Source organism: Streptomyces sp. NPDC058464 (assembly GCF_042721035.1).
Classification (GTDB): domain Bacteria; phylum Actinomycetota; class Actinomycetes; order Streptomycetales; family Streptomycetaceae; genus Streptomyces.
In genome coordinates this window covers 1-21,834 of record NZ_JBHXMA010000027.1, presented here as the reverse complement: position 1 = coordinate 21,834, position 21,834 = coordinate 1, and the positions used below count along the sequence as shown (strand labels likewise).

Below are 21,834 nucleotides of genomic sequence, written 5' to 3'. Positions count from 1 at the left end.
GCCGAAGCCACGCACGAGATCCGTGAGGGAACCATGACCGACCACGCGCTACCACCCGTCGTCGACGCCGCGACCTGGGAACACCGGCTCGCGGCACTGCGTGCCCGGGAGAAGGCCGCAACCCGGGAACTGGACGCCGTCGCCGCCGAGCGTCGCCGTCTGCCGATGGTCGAGATGCCCGACTACACACTCGAGGGCGAGGACGGCCCCGTCCGGCTGGCAGACGTCTTCGAGGGCAAGCGGCAGCTGATCGTCTACAACCACATGTGGTTCGCCGACAAGGAATGGCAGTGCTCGGGCTGCACAGGGTTCACCTCCCAGTACACCCGCCTGGAGTTCCTGGACGACTACGACGCACGGTTCGTCGTCGTCACCCAGGGCCCCGTCAAGGAGGCACTCGCCTACAAGCAGCGGGTCGGCAACCGGATGACGTGGTACTCGACCGCGAACAGCCCGTTCGGGTCCGACGTCGGCGCACCGCCCGGCGGAGGATTCGCCGTCAACGTGTTCCTCCGCGACGGCGACACCGTCTATCGCACCTGGCACACCGACGGCCGGGGCACCGAGCAGCTCAGCCACAGCTTCGCGCTGATCGACCTGCTGCCGTACGGACGTCAGGAGGAATGGCAGGACTCACCCGAGGGCTGGCCCCAGTCCCCCACCTACAGCCGGTGGGCGACGTCCGAGAACATCGCCGCGCTCTACGGCCCGGGCGCCGGCTGAGCGAAGAACCCGTCGCACCGGAGGGCGGGGCCACCAGGCGCCGACAGGGGCGAGCACAGCGGCCACCCCGCTCCCGCTCGCCCCGCCAGGCCCAGGCCACCCGTCCCGGCCGCCCGGCGCACCTCGGTGCACGTGCCCGCCCGCCACCGGCGCGTGAGGGCTCTGCAACCACTCCCGTACTGGTCGAACGAGCACCACGACCACGCGAGCTCCACCGGGCGCACTTCGCCGTCCTTCGACGCGAGTGCCGGGATGCTGGAGCTGGCCCGGCGGCGGCTCGGCGACGGTGCGGACCTGCGGGTGGCGGACCTGGGTGGCCCGCTTCCTTACGCCGATGACACGTTCGACGATGTAGTGGCGTCCCTGGTGCTGCACTACCTGGAGGACTGGGGGCCGGCGCTGGCCGAGTTGCGACGCGTACTCAGGCCCGGCGGCCGGCTGATCGCGTCCGTCGACCATCCCTCCGCCGTCACCCTCATACACCGCGAGGCCGGTCGCGAGGGCGAGCACAACTGTTTCGACACCACCGACTGGACCCAAGAGTGGACCATGGGCGGCCAGACCGCGCTGGTGAGCAGATGGCACAGGCCGCTGCACGCGATGATCGAGGCTTTCATCGGGGCCGGTTTCCGGATGACGGTCATCAGCGAGCCGGATCCCGATCCCGCCGCCCGCGAGCTGTTTCCCGAAGTCATCGCGGCCATGCCGCGCTTCCTGTGCTTCCTGCCGGCAAGGGGTCGCAGGAGGTGGGGAACGGTGTCAGCAGCCGGTGACCGGGTGGACAGCCGGAGGAGTGGTGGCCTGGAGGTCCCAGTCGGAGGGGCTGAAGGCCGAACCGCCAAGCAGTTGCACGGTGCCCTGGACGTTCCTGGCCACGGTCTTGTGCCAGTACCAAGGCCCGGTAGGGGCGGAGTTCGCGGTATCGAAGGTCCAGCCCCACTTTCGCAGGGCTGACTTCAGATGCGCGACGACCTGCGCGTCCGTGCCACCGCCGGTGAACGCCAAGTCCACCGTCGGCTCGTCCCAGCCGTAAGTGGACGCAATCCCGTCGCAGGAGTCCCACATCGGCTTGACCGCGTACCTCGAAGAGATGTGCGCCCCCGCTGGAGCGACGGCAAGCACCGGCTTGATCGCCGCAAGCAACCGTCCGCCCGGATCAGGATCTCCGACCGGCTGCGGCGTGCTGCTCCCGCACCCGGCCAGAACCACGGCTGCCGCAACCGCGACTGCTGAAGCCGCCACCCCGCGTCTCCACCCGTGTGCCGCCATCCTCACACCGTTGATCACGGCCTTCAGGACGCCCACCCACCCTGTTCGGTTCCCCGTAGGCCCCCCCGCACAGGGGGATGACGGGTCCTGGTGAGTGAACCTCAGGGTGGTTCGGCTGCTTCCCAGTAGCCCGCCGCCGGGTTCTTGTCGAGGTACTGCTGGTGGTGGTTCTCGATCGGGGAGCGGCTGGGCGCTCCCCGATCGCCGTTTCAAAGGCCGGCAGGGTTTCGAGGCAGCCAGTGTCGGTGGCTGTCACGCATTCGGTCGCGTTCCGCGGAGCTCGTTGCGATGACGTCCGCGCCGCCGTCGTATGGATGGTGGATGCGGCTGAGTCCGCTGTCGGTGATGATCACTCCGCTGAGTACGTCGTCTGCCACTTCCCGGAGGATGTCGTCGACCGTGCCTGGTCGCCAGGGGCGGCGATCAGCGTAGAGATGCGTGTGGCTGTGGAGTTCGGGGTCGGGATCGTCGTCGTACGCGAGCGTCGTCCATCGGGCGCCTTGGGGGTGCACCTCGTGCCGTCGCAGCGGGCGTTCCGGTCCGTCCGGTTCCCAGGACCAGGCCACGGTGATGACGTAGACGTCGGTGCCCGCGAAGAGTTCGTCCAGGATCGTGTTGTACCGGTGGAGGGCGATGCCGTACTCGTCGTCGGTCTCCGGGTAGCGCTTCGAGCCCGGGAGACTGTGGAAGCGCACCCAACGGTCGCTGTATGCAGTGCGCAGTTCGTGGGCGATGGGAGGCCCCTCGGGGAACTGGTGCTGCCACAGTGCGGACAGACGGATCAGGCCGTCATCCCTGTAGATGGGCAAGGAATGCGCCTTCAACGGGATAGGGGTGTTCCTGGGGCAGCAGTCGGCTGGCCGAGTCCAGGTCACCGCTGCGGACGAGGGCGTGGATCTCGTGGGCGAGGGGTGTGACGTCGCGGATGGCGACCGCCCACTCGTCCGCGTAGCGTCGTGCGGCCTCACCGGAAAGACCGAGCTGCAGAGATCGGTACGGCAGGGGCTGCAGGTGCAGATCCCGCTCGGGGTCCCACTGCACGCGAGCGGGCGCCCGCTTCAACTGACGCTGCCAGGCGGCTCGGTCGGCATGCACCCCGCGGGCGTAGCTCGACAGACACGCGTTGCGCAGCGCCCAATCGAAGCCGTCACGGCTGATCTCGACAGCCAGCACGGTCTCCTGCCCCTCCTTGGCGCCCCAGCCGCAGCGGTACATCATCCACCGGAACGACGGCTTGATCCACGTCATTCTGTCGCGCTTCCACACCGTGGGGAATCGGCCCTCGCGAACGGCGGGCAGGCCGATTTCCGGGGAGTACGCCTGGTAGACGGTGATCGTGGAATCCGTATAGGCCGCACGGATCCCGCGTTGCGGTTGTTCCATGCCGTACAGCGTGGGGTCAGCCGGTTCAGGAGGCCACTGATTTTGTCGGGCACGGCGCCTCCCCAGCCCCTGCACCGAACGGGGTGCATGGCTTGACCGTCGCAGATGCTGCTCGGCGTCTCCCACTACGGCCCACGGCTACCCGCGGTGTGGGCAGCCGCAGAAGGTCATTTCCAGGGCCGATGCCTCCTCTCCTCCTCGCCCACCCCCGCCAGCGCCACAACTTCATACACGGGGTCGGGGCTGGCGGGTACGCCTGCAAGAAGTGGACCGTGGATCCCACCCATAGTCTGCGACTTGCAGGCTCGACATCACGCCCGTCCCGGCGAGCCTGTGCTGCCATGTGACCCGTCGGGGCGCCCGATGGATCGCGGAGTGCCTCATGAGCCGTTGAACACCCACAACCGTCGCAGACCTTGCTGTCGGCGCCTCTTGTACCGCGCCGTGAGCCCGAGATCGCGCCCTGTGCTGATGCTGGCGAGGGCTCACGGCCCGGCAAACGGTCCGTCGGCGCGGAAGCCGCGCACCGGTCTCCGTACCTTCTCCGGCCCGGCCGAGTGTCGGACGGTCGTCGACCGCCGAGTTGACAGCGGCAACGAGCTGCCGTTCAGGGCGACTTCAGGTCGTCAGGCAACCTGAACCCGATTTCCGGCCTTTTCACAGATGGCACACAAGCACATCCTTCCGTGCCTGCAAGACGTGCACGACTCGTCCCGACCAGACGCAGAAAGAGCACCCATGACCAGACACCACCCCAATGCCTTAAGGCGTTCGGCGGTCATCGCCGCTGCCGCCCTCACCGTCGGCGCCGCCGGAACCCTCGCCGCGCCCGGCGCGGGAGCGGCTACACCGGCGGGCACGCCGAAGCTCGAACTGATCGCCGCCACCCCCGCGGTGACCGTCGACCGATGGGAGGGCGAGCCGGGGATCTACCTGGACCTCGGCACTTACATCACGGTCGACGGGGGACCGTTCGAGCTGCGGGTGACGCGCAAGTCCTACAACGACCCTGTCGTCGCATCGCAGGTGATCCGCTCCGGTGGCCGGACGGTGACCAAGACCCTGCCGAAGGGCCTGGTGAAGGACTTCTCGGGTCTGCCGGGCTTCCTCAAGGTCAGCATCAGCGACGAGTCGGGGGCGAAGAAGGTCGACACCACGCAGTCGTTCTGCCCGAACAACCGGGCGGGCCGGATCCGGCCGGATGCCCCGGCCACCTCGAAGTACCCCGACGGCTGCTCCGACAACCCGTTCGCGCTCGGCGGGGTGTGGGGTGTCGAGAAGGGCTGGGCGGCCGCCACGTCCCAGGGCTTCCGTGGGGACGACGCGATCGACCTGCCGGCCGGCGTCTACACCGCGAAGGTGTCGGTGGCGAAGAAGTATCGCGACCTGTTCGGAATACCCGACAAGACCCAGACCATCAAGGTGACGGTCCGCCAGCAGGACTCCGGCGGGGGCCAGGGTCTGGCCGGCGCCAAGCGCGGGCAGAAGAGCACGTCGAAGCACCCGAAGCCGGCCGCCAGACGCCCGGTCGGCAAGGCGGCCGTCGCCGCCGCCATGCCCAAGCCCGACCTGCGCGCCCTCCCCGCGTACGGCATCGCGATCACCGACGGGGCCGAGGGCGGAGCGGGTGCCGTCGCCGGCAAGGACTACCTCGCCTTCAGCGCCACCGTCTGGAACGGTGGCCCCTCGCCGCTGGTCGTGGACGGGTTCCGCAAGCCCGGCGCGGAGAAGATGGACGCGTACCAGTACTTCTACGACGCCAAGGGCAAGCAGGTCGGGTACACACCCACCGGCACCATGGAGTGGGACCCGCGGGAGGGCCACCAGCACTGGCACTTCAGCGACTTCGCCAGCTACCGGCTGCTCGGCGCGGACAAGAAGGAGATAGTCCGCAGCGGCAAGGAGGCGTTCTGCCTGGCCAACACCGACGCCATCGACTACACGGTGAAGAACGCCAACTGGCACCCGTACAACACCGACCTCGCCACCGCCTGCGGTGAGGAGACCGCCGTCTCGGTGCGCGAGGTGCTCGACGTCGGCAACGGCGACACCTACAGCCAGTACCGGCCCGGTCAGTCCTTCGACGTCACGGACCTGCCGAACGGCACCTATTACATCCAGGTCATCGCCAACCCCGACAACCGGCTCAAGGAGCAGAGCACGGCCAACAACGTCACGTACCGCAAGGTCGTCCTCGGCGGTACGCCGGGGGCCCGCTCGGTGACCGTGCCGAAGTACGGCCTCATCGACGCTCCCTGACCACCCGGCGGGCGGGGGTACACGCCTCCGCCCGCTCACCGGCACGACACGTCTCCGCTGCCACGAATCCGGTGAATCGGCAACGGCGCCCGCAGTGACCGGCAGGCGTTCGCCCCCGAGTTCGACAGCCACTGGATACGCGGTGACGATGGCCCGGCCGAGTCTGTTGCCACCGGTCCGTGACGTCCGACACCGGAGCGGCACCCGAAGGACAGGACTCCCCCCAGCCCGTCCCGAACGGGTCACTTGGCTTGACCCCCGTCCCGCCCAATCCGCAGTAGCCGTCCGGGTTCTTGCTGCCTGAAAGGTACTGCTGGTGGTAACGCTCAGCCCGGCAGATGCTGCTCGGCGCCTCCCAATGCGGCCCGCGGCGACTCGTGGCAAGAGCAGCCACGGACGGTCGCTTCGGAGGCCGACGCTCCTTCACGCCCGTTCCACCTCGCACCCCCGCCGGGCCTCAACCACCCGATCGAGTGCCTCGCCCGCCTCAGTGCGTGTGACCACTCGACGCCGGCGACGGACCCGCGTTCTTGACCGTCAACGGCAGCAGCTTCTTGCCGGTCGGGCCGATCTGGATGTGGGTGTCCATCTGCGGGCACACCCCGCAGTCGAAGCAGGGGGTCCAGCGGCAGTCCTCGACCTCTGTCTCGTCGAGGGCGTCCTGCCAGTCCTCCCAGAGCCAGTCCTTGTCGAGGCCCGAGTCGAGGTGGTCCCAGGGGAGGACCTCCTCGTAGGTGCGCTCGCGGGTGGTGTACCAGTCGACGTCCACGCCCAAGGGGGCCAGGGCCTTGTCGGCGCAGGCCATCCAGCGGTCGTAGGAGAAGTGCTCGCGCCAGCCGTCGAAGCGGCCGCCGTCCTCGTAGACGGCGCGGATGACGGCGCCGATGCGGCGGTCACCCCGGGAGAGCAGGCCTTCGACGATGCCGGGCTTGCCGTCGTGGTAGCGGAAGCCGATCGAGCGGCCGTACTTCTTGTCGCCGCGGATCTTGTCGCGAAGCTTCTCCAGGCGGGCGTCGGTCTCCTCGGCGGAGAGCTGCGGGGCCCACTGGAAGGGGGTGTGGGGCTTGGGGACGAAGCCGCCGATGGAGACCGTGCAGCGGATGTCGTTGGAGCGGGAGACCTCGCGGCCCTTGGCGATGACCTTCGTCGCCATGTCGGCGATCTGGAGGACGTCGTCGTCGGTCTCGGTGGGCAGGCCGCACATGAAGTACAGCTTCACCTGGCGCCAGCCGTTGCCGTAGGCCGTCGAGACCGTGCGGATCAGGTCGTCCTCCGAGACCATCTTGTTGATGACCTTGCGGATGCGTTCCGAGCCGCCTTCGGGGGCGAAGGTCAGGCCGGAGCGGCGGCCGTTGCGCGTCAGTTCGTTCGCCAGGTCGATGTTGAAGGCGTCGACGCGGGTGGAGGGGAGGGAGAGGCCGATCTTGTCCTCGGTGTAGCGGTCGGCGAGGCCCTTGGCGATGTCGCCGATCTCGGAGTGGTCCGCGGAGGAGAGGGAGAGGAGGCCGACCTCCTCGAAGCCGGTCGCCTTGAGGCCCTTGTCGACCATCTCGCCGATGCCGGTGATCGAGCGTTCGCGGACCGGGCGGGTGATCATGCCTGCCTGGCAGAAACGGCAGCCGCGGGTGCAGCCGCGGAAGATCTCGACGGACATGCGTTCGTGGACCGTCTCGGCGAGGGGGACCAGCGGCTGCTTGGGGTACGGCCACTCGTCCAGGTCCATGACCGTGTGCTTGGAGACGCGCCACGGGACGCCGGACTTGTTGGGGACCACGCGGGCGATGCGGCCGTCGGGGAGGTACTCGACGTCGTAGAACGCCGGGATGTAGACGGAGCCGGTCTTCGCCAGGCGCAGGAGGACCTCCTCGCGGCCGCCGGGGCGGCCCTCCGCCTTCCACTCGCGGATGATCCTCGTCATGTCGAGGACGGCCTGCTCGCCGTCGCCGATGATCGCCGCGTCGATGAAGTCCGCGATCGGTTCCGGGTTGAAGGCGGCGTGGCCGCCGGCCAGGACGATCGGGTGGTCGAGCGTGCGGTCCCTGGACTCCAGGGGGATGCCGGCCAGGTCCAGGGCCGTGAGCATGTTCGTGTAGCCCAGCTCCGTGGAGAAGGACAGGCCGAACACGTCGAAGGCCTGCACGGGGCGGTGGCTGTCCACCGTGAACTGGGGGACGCCGTGCTCGCGCATCAGCGCCTCCAGGTCCGGCCACACGCTGTACGTGCGCTCGGCGAGGACGCCCTCCTGCTCGTTGAGGACCTCGTAGAGGATCATGACGCCCTGGTTGGGCAGGCCGACCTCGTAGGCGTCCGGGTACATCAGCGCCCAGCGGACGTCGCAGGTCTCCCACGGCTTGACCGTGGAGTTGAGCTCTCCGCCGACGTACTGGATCGGCTTCTGCACGTGCGGGAGCAGAGCTTCGAGCTGCGGGAACACAGACTCGGCGACCTGAGAGGCGGCTTCGGCAGGCATCTCGCGGACCTTTGTGAGGTGGCTGGGGGCGACTCCCCGGCCGGAGGCTGGGGTGGCTCTCACCGGCCGGTGACCGGGGAGGGTGACCATCTAGCCTAACCCGGTCGGCGGCCTCCCCCGTACGCCCGGATCACAGCGGCGTCTCGGCCTTGATGCTCTCCCAGGCCTGTGGTGCCCCGGCCTCCACCGCCGCCGCCCGCTGTTCCTCGCGGCCGTACAGCAGCCCGTACGTGAAGGTGCTCTCCCCCGCGGCGTGGGCCACCGCGGACAGCTCGCGCAGGGTCTCGCGGGCCATCACGCTGTCCTGGTGCTCGCCGAGCATGGTCTGGAGCGTCTTCATGGAGGTGAGCAGGGTTTTCGCCGGCTTGCCGAGGGCGGGGCGGGCGGCCTCGGCCGCGTAGCGGGTGCGCTTGGCCTTCTTGCGGGCCTCGTGCAGGCCGAGGTCGCGGTCGTGGCCAGGGGGCTGTGCCATGCCCGTCTCGATCAGGTCGGCGACCTTCGCGAAGTCCTTGCGCACGGCCTTGGCGAGGACCTCCTCGGGGTCGCCGGCGGCCGCCTTCAGCAGCGGCGGGTCGGCGGCCAGGGCGTCCAGGGTGTCGAGGAGCGCCAGGTAGCGCTTGGAGTCCAGGACGCCGAGGAGGCGGCTGCGGGAGCCGCGTTCGCCCGCTTCGGCCCAGTGGTGCAGGCGGTCGTGGACGGGGCCGTCGACGAGGGCGGGGGGTACGTCGGCGAGGTCCGCCAGCAGGCGTTCGGCCAGGACCTCCTGGTCGCGGCCCACGCCCAGTTCGCCGGCCAGCCATTTCAGCTCGTCGGCGATCGGGTCGGTGACCTGGCGGTCCAGGACCTTGCCGAAGGTGCGGAAGGTGCTGCGCAGCCGGCGGGTGGCGACCCGCATGTCGTGGACGCCCTCCTCGGTGTCCAGGCGGACGGCCGGGTCGAGCTCGACGATCGCGTCGCGCTGGGCGCGGACGTAGGCCATGACGTGGTCGCCTGCGGTGACCGGGGAGGCGGGGCCGGTCTTCGGGGGGCGTGGTCTGCCGCCCTTGGTCTCGGCGAGGGCGCGGGCCAGTTTCGACGCGGACTTCGAGGGGTGTACGCCCGCCTTGCCCAGCCGTTTCTCGACCTTGTCGAGGAAGGCGGGGTCGCCGCCGTCGGCGAGTTCCACCTCGATCTCGGTCCACTGGGCCCTGCCCTTGCCGCCGAAGAGCCGGTCGGCGCGGACGCGGTCCACGCTCACCTCGGCGAGCAGGGCGCCGTCGGTGTCGACGAGGTGCCGGATGTCGCGGGTGGTGCGCAGGCGGATCACCGGGACCAGGCGGCCCTCGCGGACCCGGGAGCGGGCCAGGGCGGCGAGTTCGTCGGGGAGCGTGTCGGAGAGGGGGGCGTGGATCTCGTCCCGGACGCCGGGGGCGACGGGGAGTTTGAGGTGCCAGCCGGCGTCGCTGCCACCGCTGCGGTGGCGCAGGGTGACTCTGGCCGAGGCCAGGCGCAGGTCGGAGGTGTCGTGGTAGGTCGCGTCGAGTTCGGCGGTGCCCTTGTCCACGACGTTCGCCACCCCGGCGACGCCGGTCAGGTCGGGCAGGCCGCTGTCATCGGATTCGTACTTGCGCTCGATTTCACGCTTAGCATCCGCCATGAACAGAATCTAATAGCCCAGCACCGCGGGGGCCAGCGGCCGAAGCGGGTAAATCGAAGGGAAAGACAAAACAAGCCACAGGTGAACACATGGAGAACAATGTGGCCACCTGTGAGCTTTTGCCCCGGTACTACGCAGACATCGGGCGCTGCACTCTGATCGACTGGAGCAGTCCCACCGCCACCCACACCGCGAACATCGACGAACCGCCGTACGACACGAACGGCAGCGGCAGGCCGGTGACCGGCATGATGCCGAGGGTCATGCCGATGTTCTCGAACGCCTGGAACGCGAACCACGCCACGATCCCCGCCGCGACGATCGTGCCGTACAGCTCGGTCGTCTCGCGGGCGATACGGCAGGCGCGCCACAGGACGACGCCGAGGAGCACGATGATCAGGCCGGCGCCGACGAAGCCCAGCTCCTCCCCCGCGACCGTGAAGACGAAGTCGGTCTGCTGCTCGGGGACGAACTGGCCGGTGGTCTGCGAGCCGTGGAAGAGGCCCGCGCCGGTCAGGCCGCCGGAGCCGATCGCGATACGGGCCTGGTTGGTGTTGTAGCCGACGCCCGAGGGGTCGAGGCTCGGGTTGGCGAAGGCTGCGAAGCGGGCGATCTGGTACTCGTCCAGGATGTGCAGCTGCCAGATGGCGATGCAGCCGGTCACGCCCGCGGCGAGCAGGCCGAAGATCCAGCGGTTCGAGGCGCCGGAGGCGAGCAGCACGCCGAGGATGATGGTCACCATGACCAGGACCGTGCCGAGGTCGGGCATGAGCAGCACGATCAGGATCGGGACCGCGGCCAGGCCCAGGGACTGCAGGACGGTGCGGTGGTCGGGGTACTTCTTGTCGCCGGCGTCGACCCTCGCCGCCAGTATCATCGCCATGCCCAGAATGATCGTGATCTTCACGAACTCGGCGGGCTGCAGCGAGAAGCCGCCGCCGAGGACGATCCAGTTGCGGCTGCCGTTGATGGTGGCGCCCAGCGGGGTCAGCACCGCGAGGATGCCCATCAGGGACAGGCCGTAGAGGATCGGCACGGCGTTGCGGAGCTGGCGGTGGCCGACCCAGACGGTGCCGATCATCAGGGCGAGCCCGATGCCGGTGTTCATCAGGTGCCGGATCAGGAAGTAGTACTGGTCGCCCTGGTTGATCTCGGTGCGGTTGCGGGTGGCCGAGAAGACCAGCAGCGAGCCGAGCAGGGACAGGGCGAGGGCGGCCAGCAGCATCGGCCAGTCCAGGCGGCGGGTCAGCGAGTCCCGGGCGAAGGCCCGGGTCCAGCCGGCCCGTGCCGGGCCGTATCCGGAGACGGAGAAGCTGTTGACGCCGGTCATGTGAGCATCCTCCGGCTTCCCCTCTTGCGCGGTCGCCTGCGGGTGGTGCGGTTGCCCGTGGACGGTGAGGCCGTGGTGGCGGCCGGGGTCTGCCCGTTGTCGGTGGTCTTGTCGCCCTGCTGGGAGTAGACCTCGAAGTCCTTCGCCGGGTCCTTGGAGATCTTCGGGGAGTCGATGGTGCCGTCCGTGCGGACCTTCGGCAGGCCCTTCTGCGGGGTGTAGAGCAACGCCTTCGACTTGTCGACGGAGCCGTCCGCGCTGACTCCGTAGAGCGCGCTGTAGATGTTGCGGACCGCCTCGCCGGAGGCACCGGAACCGGTACCGGCCTGGGCGATGGTCATGATGACCGTGTAGTCCTTGGTGTAGGTGGCCAGCCACGACGTGGTCTGCTTGCCGTAGACCTCGGCGGTACCGGTCTTGCCGTGCAGGGCGATCTTGTCCTGCGGCCAGCCGCCGAACTTCCAGGCCGCCGTACCGCGGGTGATGACGCCCGCGAAGGCCTCGTCCATGCCCTTGATGGTGGCCTGGCTGACGGGCAGCTTGCGCACCGCCTTGGGCTTGATCTCCTGGACGGTCTTGCCGTCGGCGCTGACGATCGCCTTGCCGATGGTCGGCTGGTACTCGGTGCCGCCGTTGGCGACGGCGCTGTAGATCATCGCCTCCTGGATCGGCGTGACGAGGGTGTCGCCCTGACCGATGGAGTAGTTGATCTCGTCGCCCTCGCGCATCTTGTTGCCTTCGAGGCAGTTCTCGTACTCGATCTTCTCGACGTAGGTGCCGTCCTTCTTACCGGACTTGCACCAGGCGTCCTTGTTGGCCTTCCAGTAGTCGAGCTTCCACTGGCGGTCGGGGATCCGGCCGGTGACCTCGTTGGGCAGGTCGACGCCGGTCTCCTTGCCGAGGCCGAACTGGTGGGCGGTCTTGAAGAACCAGTCCTTGGGCTCGCCCTTCTTCGGGTTGATGCCGCCGTCCTTCTTCCACTGGGCGTCGGCGAGGCCGTAGAACACGGTGTCGCAGGAGACCTCCAGGGCGCGGCCCAGCGAGATGGGACCGAAGTTCTCGCCCTCGAAGTTCTTGAAGACCTGGCCGCCCACCGAGTAGGAGCTGGTGCAGGGGTAGCCGCCGTCCCAGGCGTAGCCGGCCTGGACCGCGGCTGCGGTGGAGACCACCTTGAACGTCGAACCGGGGGCCGCCTGACCCTGTATGGCCCTGTTGAGCAGCGGGTAGTCGGAGTTCTTGCCGGTGAGGGCCTGGTAGTCCTTGGCGGAGATGCCGCCGACCCACACGTTCGGGTCGTAGGTCGGGGCGGAGGCCATGGCGACGATCCGGCCGGTCTTGGCCTCCATCACGACGACGGCGCCCGAGTCGGCCTTGTAGTTCTCCTGGGTGATCTTGTCGTACTGCTTGCGGGCGGCCTTCATGGCCTTGTCCAGCTCGTTCTCGGCGACCCGCTGCACCCGCGAGTCGATGCTGGTGACCAGGTTCGAACCGGGCTCGGCGGCGTCGGACTTGGCCTTGCCGATGACCCGGCCGAGGTTGTCGACCTCGTAGCGGGTGACGCCGGCCTTGCCGCGCAGCTCCTTGTCGTACTCGCGCTCCAGGCCCGAGCGGCCGACCTGGTCGGAGCGCAGGTACGGGGAGGAGGTGTCCTTGGCCTGCTGGATCTCGTCGTCGGTGACCGGGGAGAGGTAGCCGAGGACCTGCGCGGTGTTGGACTTGCCGGGGGCCGGGTAGCGGCGGACGGCCTCGGGCTCGGCGGTGATGCCGGGGAAGTCCTCGGAGCGCTCGCGGATCTGCAGGGCCTGCTTGGCGGTGGCCTCGTCGGTGATCGGGATCGGCTGGTACGGCGAGCCGTTCCAGCAGGGCTGGGGGGTCTTGGCGTCGCAGAGGCGGACCTTCTGCATGACCTCCGTGGGGCTCATCCCGAGGACGCCGGCGAGCTTGGTCAGGACCGCCTTGCCGTCGTCCTTCTGCTTGAGCAGGTCGGTGCGGGAGGCGGAGACGACCAGGCGGGTCTCGTTGTCCGCGAGGGGGACTCCGCGGGCGTCCAGGATCGAGCCGCGGACGGCGGGCTCGACGACCTGCTGGACGTGGTTGCCGGAGGCCTCCTTCTGGTACTCGGCGCCCTCGCGGATCTGCAGGTACCACAGGCGGCCGCCGAGGGTGCCGAGCAGGGACAGCACCAGGATCTGGATGACGACGAGACGGATCTGGACCCGTGGGGTCCGACCGGTCTCGGGAATGTTGGTCACTGGGCTGCCTCCCCCTCTCCCTGCACGAAGGCGCGTGCGCGTACGAATGATGAACGATGGACCTGTGAGGCCGCGTTCCGCCCCCGTGCACTCGTTCGGGTGAACTCCCCCGTGTTCACAGGCGCTTGACTCCCTTGATGCGGCCGACGCGGACGGTGCGGGTGCGGGCCTTGGCCTTGAGTCCGCCGAGGCCGCCGCGCTGGCCGCCGATGCGCATTCCGGTGCCGGAGGAGATCCAGCCGGAGGAGATGTCGCCCGCCTTGCCGCCGGAGTTGGCCTCCGTGAGCGGGTCGTTGTCGGCGCGGCGGGCCAGGGCCATGACGCCGGGGACCACGAACGGGGCGAGCAGCAGGTCGTACAGGGCGGCCGTGATCAGCAGGCTGGTCATGCCGACGTGCCGGGCGGCGGTGTCGCCGACGAGGGCGCCGACGCCCGCGTACAGCAGGGTGGAGCCGATGGCGGCGGCGACCACGACGAGCATCGGGCCGGTCGCGGACTTCAGGCGGCCGTTCTCCGGCTTGATGAGGCCGGCGAAGTAGCCGACGACGCACAGCACCAGGGCGTAGCGGCCGGCGGCGTGGTCGGCGGGCGGCGCGAGGTCGGCGAGGAGTCCGGCGCCGAAGCCGACGAGGGCGCCGCCGACATGGCCGTACACCATGGCCAGGCCGAGGACGGTGAGCAGCATGAGGTCGGGGACGGCGCCCGGCAGGTGCAGGCGGGCGAGGACGCTCACCTGGATCACCAGGGCGACGACGACCAGGGCGGAGGAGAGCAGGAGCCGGTTGACACGCATGGGGGATTCAGCTCCTACTGCTGCTCGCCGGTGGTGTCGGACGCGTTGGCGCTCGCGTCCGCGGACGGGGTGACCGTGACGGTCACCGTCGGGGTCGGGGTCGGCTTCGGCTTGGCCGGGAGCACCTCGTCGCGCGGGTCCTTCTTCGGTGCCTGGACGACCACACCGACGATGTCGAGCTTGGTGAAGGACACGAACGGCGTGACGTACAGGGTGCGGGTGAGGCCGCCGTTGGACGGGTCCACGCTGGAGACCGTGCCGACCGGGACCCCGGGCACGAACGGCTTGTCGCCCTGGGAGCCGAAGGTGACGAGCCGGTCGCCCTTCTTCACCTCGGCCTTGCTGTCGAGGAGTTCGACGCGCAGCGGGCGGTCGCCCTGGCCGGAGGCGAAGCCGAGTTCGTCGCTGCCCTCCATGCGGGTGCCGACGGTGAAGTCGGGGTCGTTGGCGAGCAGCACGGTGGAGGCGTCCGGGCCGACGGTCGTGACGCGGCCGACCAGGCCGTTGCCGTTGAGGACGGTCATGTCCCGCTTGATGCCGTCGTTGTAGCCGACGTCGATGGTGACGGTCCAGGAGAAGCCCTGCGCCGACCCTATGGCGATGACCTGGGCGCCCTTGATGCCGTACTGGCCCTCGGCGGCCACGTTGAGCATCTTCTCCAGCTGGCTCAGGCGGCTGCGGTTGCGGTCGTCGCTGCCGAGCTTCGCCTTGAGGGTCGCGTTCTGCTTCTCCAGCCGGGCCAGCCGGTCGTGCCGGTCGCCGGAGTCACGGACGGCGGAGACGGCGTTTCCGACCGGGTCCACCACCGTCGACATGCCGTTCTCGATCGGGCCGAAGACCGCGGCCGCGGCCTGCCGGGCGCCGTCCACCGGGGAGTTCCTGCCACCTCGGATGTCCACCGTGATCAGCGCGAACGCGATGGCGATCAGCAGCACCAGGAGCAGCCGGCTCTCTTTCGTGTCCCTCACGTGCGGCGGCCGTGCCTTCCTCAATAGGAACCTGCGGGAGCTTGTTCTGAAAGCTTGTGGAGCGTGGGGAGCTTGTTCTGAAAGCTTGTGGAGCGTGGGGAGCTTGTTCTGAAAGCTTGTGGAGCGTGGGGGGCTTGTGGTGAAGCGTGGGGGTGGGGGTGCGGGAGGCGGGGCGGAGCTCGTTTTGTGTGAGCTTATGCCTCCATATCAACGATCCGCCGCACGAGAGGGGGTCATCTCGTACGGCGGAATCGAAGAGTTACGTCATCTGCGCGGCTGGGCGTCCAGGACCTGCTGGAGCGCCTCGAACTCCTCGACGCACTTGCCGGAGCCGAGCGCCACGCTGTCCAGCGGGTCCTCGGCGATGTGGATCGGCATGCCGGTCTCCCGGCGCAGCCGCTCGTCCAGACCGCGCAGCAGGGCTCCGCCGCCGGTCAGAACGATTCCCCTGTCCATGATGTCGCCGGACAGCTCCGGCGGGCACTTGTCGAGCGTCGTCTTGACGGCGTCGACGATGGCGTTGACGGGTTCCTCGATCGCCTTGCGGACCTCGGCGGCCGAGATGACCACGGTCTTCGGCAGACCGGACACCAGGTCCCGGCCGCGGATCTCGGTGTGCTCGTCGGAGTCGAGTTCGTACGCCGAACCGATCGTGATCTTGATCTGTTCGGCCGTCCGCTCACCGAGGAGGAGGCTGTACTCCTTCTTGATGTGCTGGATGATCGCGTTGTCCAGTTCGTCGCCGGCGACGCGGATGGACTGGGCGGTGACGATGCCGCCGAGCGAGATGACCGCGACCTCCGTGGTGCCGCCGCCGATGTCCACCACCATGTTGCCCGTGGCCTCGTGGACCGGCAGGCCGGAGCCGATGGCGGCGGCCATGGGCTCCTCGATGATGTGCACCTGACGGGCACCGGCCTGCGACGACGCCTCGATGACGGCACGGCGCTCGACACCCGTGATGCCGGAGGGCACACACACCACGACACGCGGACGGGCCAGGTACCGGCGCTTGTGGATCTTCAGGATGAAGTAGCGGAGCATCCGCTCGGTGATCTCGAAGTCGGCGATCACGCCGTCCTTCAACGGGCGTACGGCGACGATGTTGCCGGGCGTGCGCCCGATCATCTTCTTCGCCTCCGCGCCGACCGCCAGAATTCCACCGGTGTTCGTATTGATCGCGACAACGGACGGCTCGTTGAGTACGATCCCGCGACCCCTGACGTACACCAGCGTGTTGGCGGTCCCGAGGTCGACAGCCATGTCACGGCCGATGAACGACATTGAGTTCCCCATCAGGATTCGTCTGGCCTTCCCGGGAGCTTTTGAGGGCATTTCAGGTCGGCGAAGTGGGTGCTGTGACGTGAAGGCTTCCATCGTAGACGCGCCTGCACGAACACTGCGCGAGGGTCTTCGCCATTGTCAGCACGTGTGTGGCCGCCTCGCTTGTGGAGACGGGCCAACGGGGCCACTCGTTCCCCCGATCGGCACGCATATGCCGAGGGACGGCCGAAATCGTTCGGCCGTCCCAGGTCACGCAGCTCAATGGGCTGACGCCTCATCAAAAACTTCCACCAAAACTCCGTACGGGCCCGTCGCGGGGGCCCGGAGGGCTGGGTGCGGGGCCCGGAGGGTTACGCGCGGCCCGGGAAGAAGATCTTGACCTCGCGCTCGGCGGACTCCTCCGAGTCGGACGCGTGGATCAGGTTCTCGCGGACGATCACGCCGAAGTCGCCGCGGATGGAGCCGGGCGCGGCGGCGATCGGGTCGGTGGGGCCGGCCAGCGCGCGGACACCCTCGATGACGCGCTCGCCCTCGACGATCAGGGCGACGGACGGGCCGGAGGCCATGAACTCGACCAGCGGCTCGTAGAACGGCTTGCCGACGTGCTCGCCGTAGTGCTGCTCCAGCGTGGCGCGCTCCAGGGTGCGCAGCTCCAGCGCGGTGATCTGCCAGCCGGCCTTGCGCTCGATACGGCTGATGATCTCGCCGGTCAGGCCCCGACGGACGGCGTCGGGCTTGAGCAGGACGAGGGTGCGCTGGGTCACGGGGGGCTCCTTCGCGGTACTGACGTGTGCGGTGTGGAGAGGCTACAGGGCTGGCCTGGGCGTTCGTTGTGCGGTGTGCGGGCGTCCGGTGCGGCCGCCTTCGAGGGCTGCCCCCCGGACCCCCGCTCCGGCTTGAACGGCCTCGTCCTCGAACGCCGGACGGGCTGGAGAGCGGGGGTGAGGGTCGGCTGCCGTCCTCAAGCGCCGGACGGGCTGTCCTGAGTGCTCTGCGCCGCGAAGCGGGCCTTCGCCTCGTCGATCTTCTTCCCGTAGTGCACGGACGCCCACCACAGGCCGGCGAAGAGCGCGCCCAGGAAGTACATCGTCGGGACGAAGATCCCGGATGCGACCAGGGCGATCTGCAGGGCCCAGCCGAGGGCCACGCCGCCGGGGCGGGTGATCACCCCGCACAGGGCCACGCAGAGGAACATGGCGATGCCGCTGACCAGCCACACCGTGGAGGCGGACAGGTCGGCGTCCTTCATGGCGACCAGGGCGGCGAAGCCGATGACGAAGAACTCGCCGATCAGGGTGGAGGAGCAGAGCGTGCGCATGGTCAGCGCCTCCCGAGGAGCAGTCGGGCCTCGCCCACGGTGATGACGGAGCCGGTGACCAGCACCCCGCCGCCGGCGAACTCGCCCTCCTCCTCGGCGAGCGTGATCGCGGCCTCCAGGGCGTCGGGCAGCCGCGGCTCGACCTGGACGCGGTCCTCGCCGAACACCTCGACGGCGATCGCGGCCAGCTCGTCGGCGTCCATCGCGCGGTGGCTGGAGTTCTGGGTGATCACGACCTCGGCGAAGATCGGTTCGAAGGCCTCCAGGAGGCCCCGGACGTTCTTGTCGCCGCTGGCGCCCACCACGCCGATCAGCCGGCTGAAGTCGAAGGCCTCGCCGACGGCCTCGGCGGTGGCGCGGGCGCCGGCGGGGTTGTGGGCGGCATCGAGGACGACGGTGGGAGAGCGCCGTACGACCTCCAGGCGGCCCGGGGAGGAGACCGCCGCGAAGGCCTTGCGGACCGTGTCGATGGCGAGGGACTCGGGGCGCTGGGAGCCGACGCCGAAGAACGCCTCCACCGCGGCGAGCGCGACGGCCGCGTTGTGGGCCTGGTAGGGGCCGTGCAGAGGCAGGTAGACCTGGTCGTACTCGCCGCCGAGGCCGCGCAGGGTGAGCAGCTGGCCGCCGACGGCGACCTGGCGGGCGACGACACCGAACTCCAGGCCCTCGCGGGCGACGGTGGCGTCGACCTCGACGGCCTTCTTCAGGAGCACCTGCGCCGCGTCGACCGGCTGCTGGGCCAGGATGACCGTCGCGTCCTGCTTGATGATGCCGGACTTCTCGCCGGCGATCTCCGCGGTGGTCCCGCCGAGCCGGTCGGTGTGGTCGAGGTCGATCGGGGTGACGACGGCGACGTCGGCGTCGATGACGTTGGTGGCGTCCCAGGAGCCGCCCATGCCGACCTCGACGACGGCGACGTCGACCGGGGCGTCCGCGAAGGCCGCGTACGCCATGCCGGTGAGCACCTCGAAGAAGGAGAGCCGGTACTCCTGCTGCGAGTCGACCATCTCGACGTAGGGCTTGATGTCGTTGTACGTCTCGATGAACCGCTCGGCGGAGATCGGGGCGCCGTCGAGGCTGATGCGCTCGGTGATCGACTGCACGTGCGGGCTGGTGTAGCGGCCGGTGCGCAGGTCGAAGGCGCCGAGCAGGGCCTCGATCATGCGGGCGGTGGAGGTCTTGCCGTTGGTGCCGGTGATGTGGATCGAGGGGTACGACCGCTGGGGCTCGCCCAGCACGTCCATGAGGGCGGCGATCCTGGTGACCGACGGCTCCAGCTTGGTCTCGCCCCAGCGGGTGGCGAGCTCCGCCTCCACCTCGCGCAGGGCCCGGTCGACCTCGGGGTCCTCGGGGCGGCCCGGGACGTCGGCCTGCTGCGGGCCGCCGCCCTGGGTGCGCAGGGTCCGGCTGCCGGCTTCGATCACCGCGAGATCGGGATCACGGTCCGTCTCTGCCGCGACGATGTCGTCGAAGTCGTCGGAGTCGTCTTCGAAGCTCTCGTCGAAGCTCTCATGGGGGTCGTGCGGAGGCAGATCACTCACGGCACCAGTCTACGGAGCCCCGCGGCCGCGTGGTCGCGTCGGTCACCGGTAGCGCCTGCTCGCACCAGATCGTCTTGCCGGCGGAGGTCTGCCTGGTCCCCCACCGCCGGGTGAGCTGGGCCACCAGCAGCAGGCCCCGGCCGCCCTCGTCGAAGACCCGGGCCCGCCGCAGGTGCGGGGCGGTGCTGCTGCCGTCGGAGACCTCGCAGATCAGCATGGTGGTGTCGCGGATGAGCCGCAGCTGGATCGGGGAGCCGCCGTAGCGGATGGCGTTCGTGACGAGTTCGCTGACCACCAGTTCGGTGGTGAACGACAGCTCGTCCAGCTTCCAGGCGTCGAGCTGCCCGGTGGTCAGGGTCCGGGCCCTGGCGACGTGCTCGGGGTCCGCGGGGACCTCCCAGGTGGCCACCTGGTCGCAGGGCAGGGCGCGGGTGCGGGCGAGCAGCAGGGTGACGTCGTCGGCGGGTTCGCCGGTGCGCAGCGAGGTCACCACCCGGTCGCAGGCCGCCTCCAGCGACTCCCTCTCCCCGGACGCCGCCAGCGCGCCGCGGAGCCGTTCGAGGCCGTGGCTCAGGTCGAGGTTGCGGGAGTGCACCAGGCCGTTGCTGAACAGCGCGAGGGTGGAGCCCGCGGCGAGGTCCAGGTCGGTGGTCTCGAACGGCAGCCCGCCGAGCCCGAGCGGCGGGCCGGCCTCGCCGGGGGCCGCCTCCACCGCGCCGTGGGGAGTGATCACGAAGGGCAGCGGATGGCCCGCGCTGGCCAGGGAGCAGCGCCCTGATATGGGGTCGTAGACGGCGTACAGGCAGGTCGAGCCCACCTCACCGGCCTGTTCCCCGGCGCCGTCGTCGAGGTGCAGGACCAGGTCGTCCAGGTGGGTGAGGAGTTCGTCGGGGGGCAGGTCGACGTCCGCGAGGGTGCGGACCGCGGTGCGCAGCCGGCCCATGGTGGCGGAGGCCTGGATGCCGTGGCCGACGACGTCCCCGACGACCAGGGCCACCCGGGTGCCCGACAGCGGGATCACGTCGAGCCAGTCGCCGCCGACCCCGGCGCGGGTGCCGGTGGGGAGGTAGCGGTAGGCGAAGTCGACGCTCGGGCAGTCGGGCATGACCTGCGGCAGCAGGCTGCGCTGGAGCGCCAGCGCGGTCTCGCGCTCCCGGGTGAAGCGCCGTGCGTTGTCGATGGCGGTCGCGGCCTTCGCGGCGAGTTCCTCCGCGTCGGACAGGTCGTCCTTCTCGAACGGCGGGGAGTCCCGGGTGCGCCAGAAGACGATCACCCCCATCAGGACGCCCTGCGCGGACAGGGGTGCGGTGATCAGCGAGCGCAGGCCGTAGTCGAGGAGCCGGTCCAGGTGGCGCGCGTCGGGAAACCTCGCGTTCCGGGTGCCCCTCAGATCGGCTACGAAGGCCGCGCCGGGGCCGCCGGGCCGGCCGGCTCCGGGCGGCGGGCTCACAGCGATGAGGGCACCGACCGGGTCCAGCGGGGAGTCGTCGCGGATGCCGCCCCGGGCCACGCGCCGCAGGACGGTCTCGGCCGCCGTCGGCTCCCCGCCGCTCAGCACCGGCTCCTCCAGGTCGACGGTGACGAAGTCGGCGAAGCGGGGGACGGCCACCCGCACCAGCTCGTCGGCGGTCCGCCCCACGTCGAGAGTGTTGCCGACGGCGGTACCGGCGTCGTAGAGCAGCCGCAGCCGCCGGTGGCTCTTCTCCAGCGAGCCCGCCATGGTGTTGAACGCCGTCTCCAGCTGCCCGATCTCCCAGCGCCCGGAGGGCGGTACCCGTGCGCCCAGGTCCCCGGCGGCGAGCCGGGTCGCGAAGCGGGCCATCCTGCGCACGGGCCAGACGATCACCCGGGTCACGTAGGCGCCGTAGGCGACGATCAGGAGGACGGCCACGCCGACGCCGGCGGACGCGGCGATCGTCAGCGAGCGCATCCGGCCCTCCAGCGCGTTCTCACGCTGGTCGATCGAGGCGCGCTCGGCTTTCAGATAGCGGGAGAACTGGTCCCGGAGCGTGTCGAGCCGCTGTTTGCCCTCCAGCGTGCGCGCCGTGCTGCTCGCGTCGGGGTCGCCGCGCCGGGCCTCGGCCACGAGGGGGACCGAGTAGTCGTCGACGAAGGACTGGCCGGCCCGCTGTATCTGCTCGGCGAGCTGCCGCTGGGCAGGGGACGTGCTGACGTCGACGAGCCGCTGTGCCTGCGGGGGGAACGCGGTCCGGGCGGCCTGCCAGGGCTTGAGGAACTCGTCCTGCCGGGTGATGACGTAGCTGCGCTGACCGCTCTCCATGTCGAAGACGGTCCCCTGGACCACCCCGACCTGCGTCAGGGCCGGCCGTCCGCTGCGGGCGGAGAGCAGGGAGTGCCGCGCGTCCTGGATCGCCAGCACCAGCACGAGGAAGACGAGGCCGATCAGCACGGCGAGCAGGCCGCCCGCGACAGCCGTCAGGGGGACCAGCCCCCGGTGCGGAGGTGTCCTCGTTCGGCCCCTGCGCTGCATGTGGGCGTTCCCTCCGCCACAAAGCCAAAACGGAACATTAAGGTCATGTTCCTACTTTTGGATTGTAGGGCGGGACCCTGGACGCAGGCGTCCGGCAGCCCCCTGGGAAGGGGCTGC

Annotated in this window: 15 protein-coding genes and 2 pseudogenes; 3 read left to right on the top strand and 14 right to left on the bottom strand. The window is 69.7% G+C overall.

All coding sequences use genetic code 11. The features are described from left to right. Window positions 1-33 precede the first annotated feature (33 nt). Together ACFWPQ_RS31495 and ACFWPQ_RS31490 are read left to right on the top strand one after the other, a co-directional pair. Entirely contained in the window at window positions 34-723 is a 690-nt protein-coding gene (locus ACFWPQ_RS31495) for a DUF899 domain-containing protein (protein WP_384042149.1), read from the top strand. A gap of 126 nt (window positions 724-849) precedes the next feature. Beyond that, window positions 850-1,449, top strand: a pseudogene (locus ACFWPQ_RS31490) (class I SAM-dependent methyltransferase); the annotation flags it as partial. 752 nt (window positions 1,450-2,201) lie between these two features. Here ACFWPQ_RS31490 and ACFWPQ_RS31485 read toward each other — a convergent pair. Beyond that, window positions 2,202-2,801 carry a hypothetical protein gene (locus ACFWPQ_RS31485; protein WP_384042147.1) on the bottom strand — a complete coding sequence of 200 codons (600 nt, stop codon included), beginning with the start codon at window positions 2,799-2,801 and terminating at the stop codon, window positions 2,202-2,204. After that, on the bottom strand, window positions 2,782-3,375 hold the full coding sequence (locus ACFWPQ_RS31480; RefSeq protein WP_384042144.1) for a DUF4291 domain-containing protein: 594 nt from the start codon (window positions 3,373-3,375) through the stop codon (window positions 2,782-2,784). Before ACFWPQ_RS31480 ends, ACFWPQ_RS31485 begins: the two co-directional genes overlap by 20 nt. A 738-nt stretch (window positions 3,376-4,113) precedes the next feature. Between ACFWPQ_RS31480 and ACFWPQ_RS31475 the strand changes: the two genes are divergently transcribed. Continuing rightward, window positions 4,114-5,634: a lysyl oxidase family protein gene (locus ACFWPQ_RS31475; protein WP_384042141.1), complete on the top strand. Its 1,521-nt coding sequence runs from the start codon at window positions 4,114-4,116 to the stop codon at window positions 5,632-5,634. Window positions 5,635-5,827: 193 nt separating this feature from the next. Here ACFWPQ_RS31475 and ACFWPQ_RS31470 read toward each other — a convergent pair. The 12 genes and pseudogenes from ACFWPQ_RS31470 to ACFWPQ_RS31415 form a co-directional block, all read right to left on the bottom strand. Then, window positions 5,828-5,965: pseudogene (locus ACFWPQ_RS31470) on the bottom strand (peptide-methionine (S)-S-oxide reductase); the annotation flags it as partial. 156 nt (window positions 5,966-6,121) lie between these two features. After that, window positions 6,122-8,104 carry a TIGR03960 family B12-binding radical SAM protein gene (locus ACFWPQ_RS31465; protein WP_384042138.1) on the bottom strand — a complete coding sequence of 661 codons (1,983 nt, stop codon included), beginning with the start codon at window positions 8,102-8,104 and terminating at the stop codon, window positions 6,122-6,124. A gap of 130 nt (window positions 8,105-8,234) precedes the next feature. Then, complete coding sequence (locus tag ACFWPQ_RS31460) at window positions 8,235-9,740, bottom strand: CHAD domain-containing protein (protein WP_384042135.1); 1,506 nt, start codon at window positions 9,738-9,740, stop codon at window positions 8,235-8,237. A gap of 130 nt (window positions 9,741-9,870) precedes the next feature. Next, window positions 9,871-11,070 carry a rod shape-determining protein RodA gene (gene rodA / locus ACFWPQ_RS31455; RefSeq protein WP_361294424.1) on the bottom strand — a complete coding sequence of 400 codons (1,200 nt, stop codon included), beginning with the start codon at window positions 11,068-11,070 and terminating at the stop codon, window positions 9,871-9,873. After that, window positions 11,067-13,322 (bottom strand): penicillin-binding protein 2, encoded by a 2,256-nt coding sequence (gene mrdA / locus ACFWPQ_RS31450; RefSeq protein ID WP_384042132.1) that lies wholly within the window; start codon window positions 13,320-13,322, stop codon window positions 11,067-11,069. The genes rodA and mrdA overlap by 4 nt, the downstream gene beginning before the upstream one ends. Before the next feature lie 115 nt (window positions 13,323-13,437). Then, window positions 13,438-14,115, bottom strand: a complete 678-nt coding sequence (mreD, locus tag ACFWPQ_RS31445) for a rod shape-determining protein MreD (protein ID WP_384042129.1) — start codon at window positions 14,113-14,115, stop codon at window positions 13,438-13,440. A 14-nt stretch (window positions 14,116-14,129) separates the two neighbouring features. Continuing rightward, on the bottom strand, window positions 14,130-15,083 hold the full coding sequence (gene mreC / locus ACFWPQ_RS31440) for a rod shape-determining protein MreC (protein ID WP_384042127.1): 954 nt from the start codon (window positions 15,081-15,083) through the stop codon (window positions 14,130-14,132). A 264-nt stretch (window positions 15,084-15,347) separates the two neighbouring features. Then, window positions 15,348-16,367, bottom strand: coding sequence for a rod shape-determining protein (locus ACFWPQ_RS31435; protein ID WP_046734341.1), 1,020 nt, complete (start codon window positions 16,365-16,367; stop codon window positions 15,348-15,350). 350 nt (window positions 16,368-16,717) lie between these two features. Beyond that, window positions 16,718-17,131 carry a nucleoside-diphosphate kinase gene (gene ndk, locus ACFWPQ_RS31430; RefSeq protein ID WP_189261448.1) on the bottom strand — a complete coding sequence of 138 codons (414 nt, stop codon included), beginning with the start codon at window positions 17,129-17,131 and terminating at the stop codon, window positions 16,718-16,720. Window positions 17,132-17,328: 197 nt separating this feature from the next. Then, window positions 17,329-17,685 carry a DUF4233 domain-containing protein gene (locus tag ACFWPQ_RS31425; RefSeq protein WP_384042124.1) on the bottom strand — a complete coding sequence of 119 codons (357 nt, stop codon included), beginning with the start codon at window positions 17,683-17,685 and terminating at the stop codon, window positions 17,329-17,331. Between the two features lie 2 nt (window positions 17,686-17,687). Continuing rightward, window positions 17,688-19,226 (bottom strand): bifunctional folylpolyglutamate synthase/dihydrofolate synthase, encoded by a 1,539-nt coding sequence (locus ACFWPQ_RS31420; RefSeq protein ID WP_384042122.1) that lies wholly within the window; start codon window positions 19,224-19,226, stop codon window positions 17,688-17,690. Beyond that, window positions 19,219-21,717 (bottom strand): SpoIIE family protein phosphatase, encoded by a 2,499-nt coding sequence (locus ACFWPQ_RS31415; protein WP_384042119.1) that lies wholly within the window; start codon window positions 21,715-21,717, stop codon window positions 19,219-19,221. The genes ACFWPQ_RS31420 and ACFWPQ_RS31415 overlap by 8 nt, the downstream gene beginning before the upstream one ends. Between the last annotated feature and the right edge of the window lie 117 nt (window positions 21,718-21,834).